Annotated in this window: 14 protein-coding genes; 8 read left to right on the top strand and 6 right to left on the bottom strand. The window is 72.0% G+C overall.

The genetic code is table 11. From position 1 onward, the window contains the following. Positions 1-4: 4 nt before the first annotated feature. A complete protein-coding gene (locus tag AB0A90_RS03015) occupies positions 5-853 on the bottom strand; it encodes an MBL fold metallo-hydrolase (RefSeq protein ID WP_357240726.1) in 849 nt (282 codons plus the stop codon). Positions 854-914: 61 nt separating this feature from the next. Beyond that, a complete protein-coding gene (locus tag AB0A90_RS03010; protein ID WP_357240723.1) occupies positions 915-1,433 on the bottom strand; it encodes a MarR family transcriptional regulator in 519 nt (172 codons plus the stop codon). Between the two features lie 78 nt (positions 1,434-1,511). Here AB0A90_RS03010 and AB0A90_RS03005 point away from each other — a divergent pair, with 78 nt between their 5' ends. Then, positions 1,512-1,901: a hypothetical protein gene (locus tag AB0A90_RS03005; RefSeq protein ID WP_357240720.1), complete on the top strand. Its 390-nt coding sequence runs from the start codon at positions 1,512-1,514 to the stop codon at positions 1,899-1,901. A gap of 63 nt (positions 1,902-1,964) precedes the next feature. On the opposite strand, the gene AB0A90_RS03000 is transcribed toward AB0A90_RS03005, so the two are convergent. Further along, the gene (locus AB0A90_RS03000) at positions 1,965-2,609 is read right to left on the bottom strand and encodes a TetR/AcrR family transcriptional regulator (RefSeq protein WP_357240717.1); all 645 of its coding nucleotides are present in this window, start codon (positions 2,607-2,609) and stop codon (positions 1,965-1,967) included. 51 nt (positions 2,610-2,660) lie between these two features. Next, positions 2,661-2,918, bottom strand: coding sequence for a hypothetical protein (locus AB0A90_RS02995; RefSeq protein WP_357240714.1), 258 nt, complete (start codon positions 2,916-2,918; stop codon positions 2,661-2,663). Positions 2,919-3,060: 142 nt separating this feature from the next. On the opposite strand from AB0A90_RS02995, the gene AB0A90_RS02990 reads away from it, so the two are divergent. From AB0A90_RS02990 to AB0A90_RS02960, 7 genes are all read left to right on the top strand, one after another. Then, entirely contained in the window at positions 3,061-3,276 is a 216-nt protein-coding gene (locus tag AB0A90_RS02990; protein WP_112621205.1) for a helix-turn-helix domain-containing protein, read from the top strand. A gap of 316 nt (positions 3,277-3,592) precedes the next feature. Beyond that, positions 3,593-4,609, top strand: a complete 1,017-nt coding sequence (locus AB0A90_RS02985; protein ID WP_357240710.1) for a peptidoglycan recognition family protein — start codon at positions 3,593-3,595, stop codon at positions 4,607-4,609. A 142-nt stretch (positions 4,610-4,751) separates the two neighbouring features. Further along, a complete protein-coding gene (locus tag AB0A90_RS02980; RefSeq protein WP_357240707.1) occupies positions 4,752-5,912 on the top strand; it encodes an acyl-CoA dehydrogenase family protein in 1,161 nt (386 codons plus the stop codon). Beyond that, positions 5,902-7,116, top strand: coding sequence for an acetyl-CoA C-acetyltransferase (locus tag AB0A90_RS02975; RefSeq protein WP_357240703.1), 1,215 nt, complete (start codon positions 5,902-5,904; stop codon positions 7,114-7,116). The genes AB0A90_RS02980 and AB0A90_RS02975 overlap by 11 nt, the downstream gene beginning before the upstream one ends. 16 nt (positions 7,117-7,132) lie before the next feature. Continuing rightward, a complete protein-coding gene (locus AB0A90_RS02970) occupies positions 7,133-9,289 on the top strand; it encodes a 3-hydroxyacyl-CoA dehydrogenase NAD-binding domain-containing protein (RefSeq protein ID WP_357240701.1) in 2,157 nt (718 codons plus the stop codon). Next, entirely contained in the window at positions 9,286-10,527 is a 1,242-nt protein-coding gene (locus AB0A90_RS02965; RefSeq protein WP_357240698.1) for a CaiB/BaiF CoA-transferase family protein, read from the top strand. The genes AB0A90_RS02970 and AB0A90_RS02965 overlap by 4 nt, the downstream gene beginning before the upstream one ends. Positions 10,528-10,712: 185 nt before the next feature. Beyond that, positions 10,713-10,982: a hypothetical protein gene (locus AB0A90_RS02960; protein WP_357240695.1), complete on the top strand. Its 270-nt coding sequence runs from the start codon at positions 10,713-10,715 to the stop codon at positions 10,980-10,982. Here AB0A90_RS02960 and AB0A90_RS02955 read toward each other — a convergent pair whose 3' ends face one another. Then, entirely contained in the window at positions 10,983-11,882 is a 900-nt protein-coding gene (locus AB0A90_RS02955; protein WP_357240692.1) for a cytochrome c oxidase assembly protein, read from the bottom strand. It lies immediately after the preceding gene. Next, entirely contained in the window at positions 11,879-12,352 is a 474-nt protein-coding gene (locus AB0A90_RS02950; protein WP_357240689.1) for a DUF2243 domain-containing protein, read from the bottom strand. The genes AB0A90_RS02955 and AB0A90_RS02950 overlap by 4 nt, the downstream gene beginning before the upstream one ends. Positions 12,353-12,713: the final 361 nt, after the last annotated feature.

Here is a 12,713-nt window from a genome sequence, read left to right as displayed (position 1 = left end):
CGGGTCACTTGCCGATCAGGCCGAGCGCCCCGTACCACGCGGGCCCCGGGTTCACCCAGTCCGGATAGAGGCTCGTCAGCTCGTCGAAGAACTCGCGGGCTGTCGACTTCTCGGCCAACAGCCGCTCCACGTTGAGCAGGTACTGCCGGGTCTGGTCGATGCTTGCCGGATCGTCGGGCAGGTCCCGGTTCTTGTGGCCGGCGACGACCGCGCGAGGTGCGAGCGCCTCCACGCGATCGAGAGCCTTCAGCCACTCCCGCAGGCCGCCGTCGACGGTCTCCAGGAGGTACTGGTGGACGCCGTTGTAGACGACGTCACCGGCCACCACCAGGCCGATCGACGGCACGTGCAGGACGGTGGTCCGGTCGGTGTCGGTGTGCCCGGTCTCGACCGGCTGGACGAGATTGCCCTCCAGCAGGAAGCCCTCGGCCGGCACGGGCACGGCGACGACAGGCGTTTCCGGGATCAGGCCGGGGAAGACCCGGTCGAACAACTCGCTCCGCCCGACGGTGGCCTGCTGGTGCATGACCTCGATGGTGCCGGGCGTCGCGTAGCTGACGGCGTCGGGGAAGCGCTTGAGCAGCTCCCCGGTGCCGAACCAGTGGTCGCCGTGGCCGTGGGTGGCGTAGATGTAGGTCAACCGCCGGCCCGACCGTGCGATCCAGTCACCCACCTTCGCGATCTGCTCATGGGTGAACGGCGGGTCCACCAGGAGCGCCTCCTCGGCTCCGTAGATCAAGGTCGACGAGATCGGGTTCCAGTGGATCCGCGACCCGTCCGGCATGCGCTGGTCCCCCGCCCGAACCGGGCCTTCCGAGACGAGAACGTCGTAGGACAGGGCAGATGTGCTCATGTCTCCTCCTCAGCTGGGTCGCCGCACCTTGCGACCACTGAAATAACCATAGCGTGTACGCCTATTTCAGCGGGTCTGTTCTTCGGTGCTCCGCGTCACCCCCAGCGAGATCCGCGGTCCCGGGCTCCCCCGCCTCGTCGGTCTGACATTCGGGGTCGTGGGCGGCGTAGAGCAGGGTCAACTGCCGGTGAAGCTGGCGCCGTTCGTCCTCGGCGAGGGGAGCAAGGAAATCGTCCTCGGTCCGGCGCAGCACCGTGAGGGCTTCCGACAAGGTGGCCCGGCCGTCGGCGGTGACGCTGATGAGCTGCTTGCGGCGGTCGTCGGGGCTGCGTTCGCGGCGGACGTATCCGTTGCGCTCAAGCTCGTCGATGACCGCGACCATCGTGGTGCGGTCGAGTCCGGTCCGCTGACCCAGGTCGCGCTGGGACGACTCCCCGTCCGCGACGAAGGCCAGCACCCGCAGATCCCGACCGCGCAGGTGGAAGGGCAACAGCGCCTCTTCCATCCGGGCGCCGGCGAGGCCGGCCAACTTCAACAACAGGTACCCGGTGGCGGAGGCGATGGTTTCGGATGAGCGCATCACCGCAGCCTAGTCTTCCGTTCGGCTGATTATCAGCTACGCTGACGATCAGCGATCCGGTCGCACTTGGAGAGCCCCATGAAGATGCGCGTCATCCTCTGCGTCGTCGGCGTGATCACGGCGACGCCCGCACTCGCCCTGCTGTGGCCGCAACTGCTGACCAGCAGCTACGGACTGACTCACCCCGACCCCATGACCACCGCGCTGCTCCAGCACCGGGGTCTCCTGCAGGCGGCTCTCGGCGCGGCCATCATCTGGGGAGCCTTCCACCTGCCGGCCAGAGTGCCGGCGGCGGCGACCGCCATCGTCACCAAGTCGGTGTTTCTCGCCCTGACCGTCGTCGACGGCGGCATGCGAGCCGACATGAACCTCATCTCGCTGGTGTTCGACCCGATCGCCATCGTCATCCTGGCCGTCGTCATCGTGCTCCAGCTCCGCGAGTCGACCCCCGCCGCCGCGCAAGTCTGAAGCCCGGCACCGGCTGGTTCGGCGGGTGGCCCGACCAACCCGACCAGAGCGGGGTCGGCCAGCTCAGGCCGGCGGCGCTGGCCGGGTCGGGCCGGCGATGGCCTGCGGGATGACCTGCTCGACGATGGTCAGCAGTGTGGTGGTGAGCAGCAGGTGCACCTGGGCGCGGGTCAACGCCCCGCGCTGGAGCCACTCCCGGGCGGTCGACGTGGCCAGCCCGCCGTACGCGCGAACCATGGCACGCAACTCCTCCCGGTGCTCGGCCTCGCCGGCCAGGCCGACGGCGACGAGCATGCGGTCCGCGGCGACCTCCTCGGCTTCGGCGAGCACCCGTTCCACGTCCGCGTCGCCGCCCATCCCCCGGGCGGTGACCGCGGCCAGCCACGAGGTGCTGTGCCGGGACACCACGTCGAGAAACCAGGAGACGCTGGCGTCGACCCGGGTCCGCAGGTCACCCTTGGGCAACCGTTCGAGGGCCACCTCCGGAATGGTCACCATGACCCGGACGACCTCCAGGTAGAGGTCCTTCTTCGCACCGAAGTAGTGGTTGACCAGACCACGCGCGACACCAGCCTCGCGGGCGACGTCGGTGGTGGACACGTCCGCGTACGGGCGGTCGCCGAACAGCCGGACCGCACAGGCCAGGATCTGCCCGCGCCGGGCGTCCGGCTCCAGACGGCGGCGGCGCGGAGCCGTCTCGACACTCATCTGCCCGACCCTATCGACCGCTCCGCCTTCGGCCACCCGACCTCACCTTGATCAACGGATCGGTCGTCGACGCCGAACCAGATGCCGGGCGACCTGCCCCAGGTTTGACGTCTCGGAGTAGAGCGCCGCGTTGATCGCGCCGAGGGCAACCCCGGGCGCTCGCTGCACCCGGTCCACGTCCTGAACCACCCGACCGATCAACGTCAGGCGACAACGGAGATCGAACAACTCCCTCCGTGCGCAGCGCAACGCCGTCTCCAGTCCCCCGACCCGCTCCCGCAGCCACGCCAACTCCGTCGCCTGATCCATCGGGCTCTCCCATCACTCGCGATCGCTGCCAGGCAGCCCGGACCCATTGGCCGGGACCGTCACCTTCACCCTCACCCATTCGAAAGGACTGCGCAAGTAGGTAGACGCAATTAGGCATGCCTGATCGCCCTACCGTCAGGTCATGGGTGAGGTCCCGGGTCCGCTGGTCGGTCCGCACGAGCTGCAGGATCTGCTCGGCGTGAGCCGGACCCGAATGCGTCAGCTCATTCGCTACCCGACCTTCCCCGCACCGTTCCAGCGCCTGCACGGCACCACGGTGTGGCTGCGCGCGGACGTGGAGGCGTGGATCGCCGAGCATCGCCCGCCGCGCCCCACGGACGGCGACGAGGCCGAGTAACCCGCCCGGCGCGGGTCGGATCAGGACAGTCCCGGGACGGGGTACGCCGATCGAGCGGCCTGCGGTGATCCACCTTCTGCTCTACCCTTGCCACGCATCAGTGACAGTCCGACCAGTGCGGCCGAAACGTCCATGCCATCGGACCGGATCAACTGGGTAAGGGAGCGAAGCCTTGGTTTCTCGACGTCGATTGTTGTCTGGCGCGGCCGGTGCGGCTGTCGGCCTCTCGGCCGCCGGCACGTTCGCCGGGTCCGCGACGGCGGCACCGTCCACCTCCACCGTGACGTCGCCGCTCGCGGCCCGCCGTGGTCGACTGATGAGCCGAACGGTGGTGACGTCCCCGGCCATCCCGTTGACCCACCTGTCCGTGGCGCACAGCGGTCCGGCGGCGGCGGTGCGCCTTCGCACCGGCAAGGGGTGGAGCGACTGGCTGGAGATCAGCGCGTGCCCGAACGGTCGCGACGGTCAGGCGGTGTCGGCCCAGTCCGACATCGTGGTCGTCGACGGCGCCACCGGGTACGAGGTCCAGGTCGCCGACGGCTCGGCGGCCACCGTCGTCGAGCTGAACATGGTCGACGGGGCTCGGCGGACGGTCGCGAGCGCGGAAACGAACAACCTTCCGCTGCCGCCCGGCACCAGGCGGAAGCCGACGTATCTGCCCCGGTCCGGTTGGGGAGCTGACGAGTCGCTCCGGCTCGCCCCGAACGGCAGCCAGCTGTGGCCCACCGAGTTCTTCCCGGTGCAGACGCTGACGGTCCACCACAGTGGGGTGTACCAGCACAACGAGGACCCCGATCCGGCGGCCACGGTACGCGCCATCTACTACGACCAGTGCGTACTGCAGGAGTTCGGCGACATCGGCTACCACCTGTTGATCGACGAGGCCGGGCGGGTCTACGAGGGTCGCTATTCCGACCCGGGGCCGCAGCCGGTCTACGGCCCGGGTTTCGGCAGCGACGGTCGGCCGCTCATGGTCAACGCGGCCCACGTGAGCGGCTACAACGCGGGCAACATCGGCGTCTGCCTGCTGGGCCGGTACACGTCCCGCCTGCCCAGCCCCGCCGCGCAACGGTCGCTGGCTCTCGTCCTGGCGGGTCTCAGCCTCACGAGTCGACTCAACCCCACCGGCCGGACCGGATACGTCAATCCGGTGAGCGGGGTGGGTGGCAACGTGGCAGTCATCTCGGGCCACCGGGACTGGGCGAGCATCGGGGCCGGTGCGACCGAGTGCCCCGGCGACTACTTCCACCCGTACCTCGGCCAGCTACGCCAGGACGTGGCCACGCTGGCCGGCATGCGCCCGACTCCGCCGCCGCGGCCGCCGAGGCGCTAGTTCGCAGCCCTGTCCCGCCGCCCTCCAGTCAGCGCGCCCGCCGCGCTGGTGGGGGGCGGCGTCGCATCATGCCCGCGGCGCCTCCGGGGCCGCTGATCGCGACTTATTGACATGCTGCCAACAGCGCGCGAGGGTGGTGCACATGCCGACGCCCGACGGTCCCCCCTCGCCCTGGCGCGAACCGGAGCACGACGACCTCGCCGACCTGGCCCGCGCCTTCTTCACCAAGGAGGTGCTGCCGCACACCGACCGCCTGCTGGCACAGGGCCACCCGGACCGCGAGCACTACCGCCGCGCCGGCGAGCTGGGGCTGTTGGGCCTGTCCGTCCCGGAGGAGTACGGCGGCGGGGGCGGCGGGTTCACCCACGAGGCCGTGCTGCTGCACGAGCAGGCGTACACCGGGGAGAGCAGCCTCGGGTTGGCCGTCCACAGTGGCATCGTCACCGGCTACCTGGTCGCGTACGGCAGCGAGGAGCAGAAGCGGCGGTGGCTGCCCGGCCTGTGCAGCGGTGAGCTGGTCGGCGCGATCGCGATGACCGAGCCGGACGGCGGTTCCGATCTCCAGGCGATGCGCACCCGGGCGGTCCGCGACGGAGACGACTACCTGATCACCGGCGCGAAGACGTTCATCACCAACGGCGGCCTGGCCGACCTGGTCATCGTGGCCGTGAAGACCGATCCCGAGCAGCGGGCGGCCGGAGTCTCGCTGCTGGTGTGCGAGGTCGGCGGCGATCCGGAGGGGTTCCGTCGGGGCCGACTGCTGTCCAAGATCGGGCTGCACGCCAACGACACCGCCGAGCTGTTCTTCGACGGGTTCCGGGTGCCGGCGGCCAACCTGCTCGGCGACGCCGAGGGGCTGGGCTTCGTCCAGCTCATGCAACAGCTCCCCCAGGAACGGCTGGTCATCGGCGTCGGCGCGGTCGCGGCCATGGAACGGGCGGTCGAGCTGACCGTCGCGTACGCCAAGCAGCGCACCGCCTTCGGCAAGCCACTGATGGGCCACCAGAACACCCGGATGGTGCTCGCCGAGTGCGCCACGCGTACCCGGGTCAGCCGGGTCTTCCTGGACGACTGCATCGTCCGGCACGCGCGCGGCGACCTGGACGTGGCGACCGCGGCGATGGCGAAGTCCTGGCTCACCGACGGGCAGTGCGAGGTCATCGACCGCTGTCTCCAGATCTTCGGCGGCTACGGCTACACGACGGAGTACCCGATCGCCCGGATGTACGCCGACGCCCGCGTCCAGAAGATCTACGGCGGCACCAACGAGATCATGAAGGAGCTGATCGCCCGTGCCCTCTGAGGCGTACGTCTATGACGCGGTCCGCACCCCGCGCGGACGCGGCCGGGACACCGGCGCGCTGCACGGCGTCAAGCCGATCTCGCTGGTCGTCGGCCTGATCGACGCGTTGCGCGAGCGCAACCCCGGCCTGGACGTCGGGCGGCTGGAGGACCTGCTGCTCGGCATCGTCACCCCGGTCGGGGAGCAGGGCGGCGATCTGGCGCGGGCCGCCGCGTTGCTGGCCGGGTTGCCCGACGAGGTGGGCGGGGTGCAGCTCAACCGGTTCTGTGCCTCCGGGCTGGAGGCGGTCAACTCCGCCGCCGCGCGGATCCGCTCCGGCTGGGAGCACCTGCTGCTCGCCGGCGGGGTGGAGTCGATGTCCCGGGTGCCGATGGGCTCCGACGGCGCGGCCTGGGCCACCGACCCGCAGACCGCGCTCGCCACGTCGTTCGTGCCGCAGGGCGTCAGCGCCGACCTGATCGCCACCCTGGAGGGGTTCACCCGCGACGACGTGGACGGTTACGCGCTGCGGTCGCAGGAGCGGGCCGCCAAGGCGTGTGCCGGCGGGCACTTCGCCCGCTCGGTGGTGCCGGTCCGCGACGGCAACGGGTTGGACATCCTCACCGTCGACGAGCATCCCCGCCCGGAGACCACCCGGGAGGCGCTGGCCCGGCTCACCCCGTCGTTCGCCACGATCGGCGAGGCGGCCGGTTTCGACGCGGTCGCGTTGCAGAAGTTCCACTGGCTGGAGGCCATCGAGCACGTCCACCACGCCGGCAACTCGTCCGGCATCGTGGACGGCGCCGCGCTGGTGCTGATCGGCTCGGAGCAGGTCGGGCAGGACCTCGGCCTCACCCCGCGCGCGAGGATCGCCGGCGCGGCGGTCACCGGCGCCGACCCGACGCTGATGCTCACCGGCCCGATCCCGGCCACCCACAAGGCGCTCGCCGTCGCCGGGCTGACAGTCGACGACATCGACCTGTTCGAGATCAACGAGGCGTTCGCGGCCGTGGTGCTCAAGTACGTCCGCGACCTGGGCCTCGACCCCGACCGGGTGAACGTCAACGGCGGCGCGATCGCGCTCGGGCACCCGCTGGGCGCCACCGGAGCCATGTTGCTCGGCACGGCGTTGGACGAGTTGGAGCGCCGCGACCTACGCCGTGCCCTCGTGACCCTCTGCATCGGCGGCGGCATGGGCGTCGCCACCGTTCTCGAGCGCTGCTGACCCGGGGGAAAGACACATGACCACCACCATCCGGTACGACCGCGCCGCCGACGGCATCGTCACGCTCACCCTGGACGACCCCGAGCAGTCCGCGAACACCATGAACCGGGCGTACGCCGCCTCGATGAGCGCCGCGCTGGACCGGCTGGAGGCGGAGCGCGATCTCGTCGGCGTGATCGTGACCAGCGCGAAGTCCACGTTTTTCGCCGGCGGTGACCTGCCCGAGATGATCCGGGCCACCCGCGCCGACGCGCCCGCCCTCGCCGAGCTGCTCGGCACCATCAAACGGGACCTGCGGCGACTGGAGACGCTGGGCCGACCGGTGGTCGCCGCGATCAACGGCTCCGCGCTCGGCGGTGGCCTGGAGATCGCGCTCGCCTGCCACCACCGGATCGCGCTGGACGCGCCGGACAGCCGGCTCGGGCTGCCCGAGGTGACCCTGGGTCTGCTGCCCGGGGCCGGCGGCGTCACCCGGACGGTACGAATGCTCGGCCTGGCCGGTGCGCTGACCACGGTGCTGCTCACCGGTCGGCGGATGCGCCCCGCCGACGCCCTGGCCGCGGGCATCGTGGACGAGGTGGTCGCCACACCCACCGAGATGCTGGACCGCGCACGGGCCTGGATCGCGGCGAACCCGCAGCCGGCGCAGCCGTGGGACCGGCCGGACTACCGGATGCCCGGCGGCACACCCGCCAGCCGCTCCCTGGCCACCCAGTTGCCGGCCTTCCCGGCCACCCTGCGCAAGCAGCTCAAGGGTGCCCGGCTGCCCGCACCCGAGGCGATCCTGGCGACCGCCGTCGAGGGCGCACAGGTCGACCTGGACACCGCCCTGACGGTGGAGACCCGGCACCTGATCGGCCTGCTCACCGGGCAGGTCGCCAAGAACATGATCGGCGCCTTCTTCTTCGACCTGAAGGCCGTCAACGGTGGCGCCGCCCGACCGTCCGGCGTGGACGCCCCGCCGGTGCGCCGGGTGGCCGTGCTCGGCGCCGGCATGATGGGCGCGGGCATCGCGTACGCCTGCGCCAGCGCCGGCCTGGACGTCGTGGTCCGGGACGTCACGCCGGAGGCCGCCGGCCGTGCCCGGGAGCACGCCGAACGGCTGCTCGCCCGCAGGGTGCGCAAGGGCCGCGCCACGGAGGCGGACGCCCGTGCCGTACTGGACCGGATCACCACCACCGACCAGGTGGACGCCCTCGCCGGCTGCGACGCGGTCATCGAGGCGGTCTTCGAGGACCCCGCGCTGAAGCAGGCCGTCTTCGCCGAGGTGCTGCCGGTGTTGGCACCCGACGCGTTGCTCGCGTCCAACACCTCCACCCTGCCGATCACCGGGCTGGCCGAGGGAGTGGACCGCCCGAGCGACTTCATCGGCATGCACTTCTTCTCCCCGGTGGACCGGATGCCACTACTGGAGATCGTGGTCGGCCAGCGGACCAGCGACACGGCCCTGGCGCGGGCGTTCGACCTGGGCCGGCGGATCGGCAAGACCCCGATCGTGGTCAACGACGGCCGGGGCTTCTTCACCAGCCGGGTGATCGGCCGGTTCCTCGACGAGGCGGTCGGCATGGTCGCCGAGGGTGTCCCCGCCGCGTCGGTGGAGCAGGCCGCGTTGCAGGCCGGCTACCCGACCGGGCCGCTGGCACTTGCCGACGAGGTCAGCCTCACCCTGATCCAGCGGATCCGCCGCCAGTTCGAGGCGGCCAGCGAGGAGTACCTACCGCTGCCCGCGCACCGGCTCGTCGACGAGTTGGTCGACGCGTACGACCGGCCGGGGCGAGCGGCCGGTCGCGGCTTCTACTCCTACGACGACGGCACCCGGGGCCGGCTGTGGACCGGCCTCGCCGACCTGGTCACCGACGCCGGCCGGGCGGTGCCGTTCACCGACCTCCAGGAGCGGATGCTCTTCGCCGAGGCACTGGACGCGCTGCGCTGCCTCGACGAGGGGGTGCTGCGCACCGAGACCGACGCCAACATCGGCTCGATCTTCGGCATCGGGTTCCCCGCCTGGACCGGCGGCGTGATCCGCTACGTCCGGCAGTACGCGGGCGGCCCGGCCGGGTTCGCGACCCGTGCCGCCGAACTGGCCGACAGGTACGGCGACCGGTTCACACCCCCCGCCGACCTGGTCGACAGGCTCGCCGCCCGTCCCGCCGAACCGGCTGGCGTCGCATGACGGCCTCCTGGCCGAGCCCCGGCAGACCGGGTGCGGCCAGCGACCCAGACACCGCACGGGGCGACGACCCGGGCGCCACACGGCACGACGACCCGGGCGCCACGCCGGGCGGTTCGACGCGCGGCGGGCCGCTGGCCGGGGTGCGGGTGGTCGAGTTGGCGAGCCTCGCGCCGGCCCCGTTCGGCTGCATGGTGCTCGCCGACCTCGGGGCGGACGTGGTGCGGGTGGACCGGCCGGGTGCCCCGGGCGCGGGGCGGCTGGCCGCGCCGACCGACGGGCCGTTGCAGCGCGGCCGACGGGTGACCGCACTGGACCTGAAGTCCCCGGCCGGGGTGGCCGACCTGCTGCGCCTCGTCGAACGGGCCGACGTGCTGGTCGAGGCGTACCGGCCGGGGGTCGCCGAGCGGCTCGGCTTCGGCCCGGAGGTGTGCCAGGGGCGAAACCCCGGGCTGGTGTACGCGCGGATGACCGGCTGGGGCCAGGACGGCCCGCTGGCGTCCCGGGCCGGGCACGACATCGACTACATCGCGGTGGCGGGGGCGTTGGAGCCGCTGGGTCGGACCGGCGAGCGCCCGTACGCGCCGATGAACCTGCTCGCCGACTTCGGCGGGGGCGGCATGCTGCTCGCCGTCGGCGTGTTGGCGGCGCTGCTGGAACGGGAACGCTCGGGTGTCGGCCAGGTGGTCGACGCGGCGATGGTGGACGGGTCGGCGCTGCTCACGTCGTTCCTGCACGGGCTGCTCGGCAGTGGCCGGTGGGCCGCGCCGCGCGGGCGCAACATGTTCGACGGCGGTGCGCCGTTCTACGACACGTACGCCACCGCCGACGGCGGATTCATGGCCGTCGGCGCGATGGAACCGGCCTTCTACGACGTACTCCTCACCGGCCTCGACCTGGCCGACGACCCGGACCTGCCGGCGCAGTACGACCCGAGCGGCTGGGATGAGCTGCGCCGGCGCTTCACCGAACGGTTCGCCGAGCGGACCCGGGACGAGTGGACGGCGGTCTTCACCGACCTGGACGCCTGCGTCGCGCCGGTGCTCGCCCCCGGTGAGGCGCACCAACACCCGCACAACGCCGCGCGGGGCACCTTCGTCGAGGTCGGCGGCGAGATCCAACCGGCCCCGGCACCCCGCTTCGGTCGGACGCCGACCGACCGGCCAACCCCGGCACCGGACCCGGAGCAGGACCGCCTACCGGCAGCGGAGATTCTCGCCGACTGGCCGCGGCGCAACTGACCCGACGCGGTGGCTCAGGGGCGGTTGTCTCACCGACCCGGTCCGGTGGATCCTGTCGGTGTGCCGGCGGATCTTGGCGACGTGCACGCGACGCGTCGCCGTTTCCCGGAGAGCACCGCGTACCTCGACGCCAACGGGTGGATCGCGTCGAGCCCTGACCTCGGACGATGAGGGAGCCAACGAGCATGGACCTGTGGAAGAGCCACGTCAACGGAATCCTCTATGGAGTGCAGTTCGACCAGGTGCTCGACGACGCGGTGGTGACTCGGGTGGCCGACGGGGTCACCGCTGGGCTCTACCCGGGGGACCGCGCCGAGACACGGGAGGCGCTGGGTCAGGCGCTGCGCTGTCCGGGTCCGCTGAACGACCAGGCTGAGACGCGGCACAGTGAGGAAAGCATCCGTTCGTTCCTGCACCAGCTCTCCGCCGCCCTGACCCCGCCCTCACCTCGTTGATCAAGAGGTTTGCGTCAAGGAATCGCTCTCCTCTGACGCAAACCTCTTGATCAACGGGGCAGGAGGGTGAGCGGGGTGGGGGCGGCGGCGGGAGTGGTGGGGGCGGCGGGAGTGGTACCAGGTGGCGAAGAGGGCTGTCGCGAGCAGCAGCTCGGCCAGGTCGCCGCCGTAGTACATGAGCTGGGCCGCGGAACGGAACGCCTCCGGATCCCGGTCGATGAGGCTCGGTGGGAGGGTTTCGGCCTGGGCGTACAGGTACTTGGCCAGTACGGCGTGTCCGGCTGCCGCACCCAGGAGCGCGCCGACCCGTACCGCCAGGCCCGGTCGGCGCGGCGCCGGGTCCGGCCCGGCCAGGGACCAGGCGAAGAGATAACCGGCGGCCAGGTAGTGCAGGTGTACGGCGTGATGCAGCGCGGGCTGACGCTCGGCCGCCGCGTACAGCGGGGTGAGCAGCACCAGCGCCAGCCCACCCGTGCTGAGCAGCGCGGCGGTGACCGGGTGCGCGATCAGGTGCAGCGGGCGGGCGCGCAGCAACCGGCCCACCGCCCGGCGTACCGGTGGCGGCGCGACCCGCAGCAGCAGGGTGACCGGGGCACCGAGCGCCAGCCCGAGCGGGGCCAGCATGCCGAGCAGCAGATGCTGGGCCAGGTGCCCGCGCGGACCGCCGGGAAGCTGGGCCAACGGCCCGACGGCGACCGCCAGCATTCCGCACCCGACCAGCCAGGCGGCGGTCCGGCGATGATCCCAACCCCGGGGGTCGCGCGCGGCGGCCAGCAGATAGCCGCCGGTCAGCAGCGCGACCGGGAGCAGCGGCAGCCAGGACGACGCATCCGCCGCCTGCCCGCCGTGCGCGATCGGCGGAACGGACCAGGCGGGCGGAGCCGGCAGCGGCACCGTCATCGACGGCCGTCGCGCGACCGGGCACGCCAGATCAGCAGGGCGCCGGCCAGCAGCAGGGCCGCGCCGGCCACGTTCCACACCACGTCGTACGGCACGAGGTGCACCCCGTAACGGATCTGGTGCAGCCGGAGGACCTTGTGGTCGACCAGCCCGTCGAAGAGCTGGAACCCCCCGGCGCCGAGCAGGAGGCCACCCCAGGCGAGCCGGGCCGACAGGGCGTGTCGCCGGCGCAGGTCGGCGAACCAGAAGAACCCGCCGACCAGGGCGATCACCTCCGCCGCGTGCAGCAGCCCGTCGGAGAGGAGCGCCACCGACGGCGTCGACCTGTCGTAGAAGTGGTGCCAGGCCAGCACCTGATGGAAGACGATCTCGTCCACCGCGGCCATGATCGCGATGCCGATCAGGACGCCGGCGAGGATGGAGGCCCGCACGTCGACGGTGCGTGCCCTCGGCAGACTCGACTCGGCCACCACACACCTCGCATCCACCGGTCGTGGCAAAAATACCCCCAAACACGATGAATCCCGGCCACCAAAGCCGGCGTGGCGACACGCCCACCCCCAAGGTCAACACGAGATCGGCGAACTCGGCGGGTCCGACCGGGTGGGATGCCGCGCTATGAAGGACCCCGTGTTGATCAAGCGCAGGCGCGGCGGTCAAGGCCGCCGAACGGGCACGCCGGGCGGGCAAGGCCGCCGAACGGGCACGCCGGACGGTCAAGCCCGCCGAACGGGCGCCGCGCACGGCCGGCACCGCGCACGGCCGGCACCGCGCACGGCCGGCACCGCGCACGGCCGGCACCGCGCACGGCCGGCACCGCGCACGGCCGGC

The sequence above is a fragment of the Micromonospora sp. NPDC049204 genome (genome assembly GCF_040647935.1).
Taxonomy (GTDB): domain Bacteria; phylum Actinomycetota; class Actinomycetes; order Mycobacteriales; family Micromonosporaceae; genus Micromonospora.
Note: the sequence above shows the minus strand (reverse complement) of the source record. Positions and strands in the feature narration are given on the sequence as shown.

Excerpts from the sequence above, each read along its gene's own strand:
- AB0A90_RS03015 (WP_357240726.1), bottom strand. The coding sequence starts at position 853 with ATGAGCACATCTGCCCTGTCCTACGACGTTCTCGTCTCGGAAGGCCCG.
- AB0A90_RS03010 (WP_357240723.1), bottom strand. The coding sequence starts at position 1,433 with ATGCGCTCATCCGAAACCATCGCCTCCGCCACCGGGTACCTGTTGTTG.
- AB0A90_RS03005 (WP_357240720.1), top strand. The coding sequence starts at position 1,512 with ATGAAGATGCGCGTCATCCTCTGCGTCGTCGGCGTGATCACGGCGACG.
- AB0A90_RS03000 (WP_357240717.1), bottom strand. The coding sequence starts at position 2,609 with ATGAGTGTCGAGACGGCTCCGCGCCGCCGCCGTCTGGAGCCGGACGCC.
- AB0A90_RS02995 (WP_357240714.1), bottom strand. The coding sequence starts at position 2,918 with ATGGATCAGGCGACGGAGTTGGCGTGGCTGCGGGAGCGGGTCGGGGGA.
- AB0A90_RS02990 (WP_112621205.1), top strand. The coding sequence starts at position 3,061 with ATGGGTGAGGTCCCGGGTCCGCTGGTCGGTCCGCACGAGCTGCAGGAT.
- AB0A90_RS02985 (WP_357240710.1), top strand. The coding sequence starts at position 3,593 with ATGAGCCGAACGGTGGTGACGTCCCCGGCCATCCCGTTGACCCACCTG.
- AB0A90_RS02980 (WP_357240707.1), top strand. The coding sequence starts at position 4,752 with ATGCCGACGCCCGACGGTCCCCCCTCGCCCTGGCGCGAACCGGAGCAC.
- AB0A90_RS02970 (WP_357240701.1), top strand. The coding sequence starts at position 7,133 with ATGACCACCACCATCCGGTACGACCGCGCCGCCGACGGCATCGTCACG.
- AB0A90_RS02965 (WP_357240698.1), top strand. The coding sequence starts at position 9,286 with ATGACGGCCTCCTGGCCGAGCCCCGGCAGACCGGGTGCGGCCAGCGAC.
- AB0A90_RS02960 (WP_357240695.1), top strand. The coding sequence starts at position 10,713 with ATGGACCTGTGGAAGAGCCACGTCAACGGAATCCTCTATGGAGTGCAG.
- AB0A90_RS02955 (WP_357240692.1), bottom strand. The coding sequence starts at position 11,882 with ATGACGGTGCCGCTGCCGGCTCCGCCCGCCTGGTCCGTTCCGCCGATC.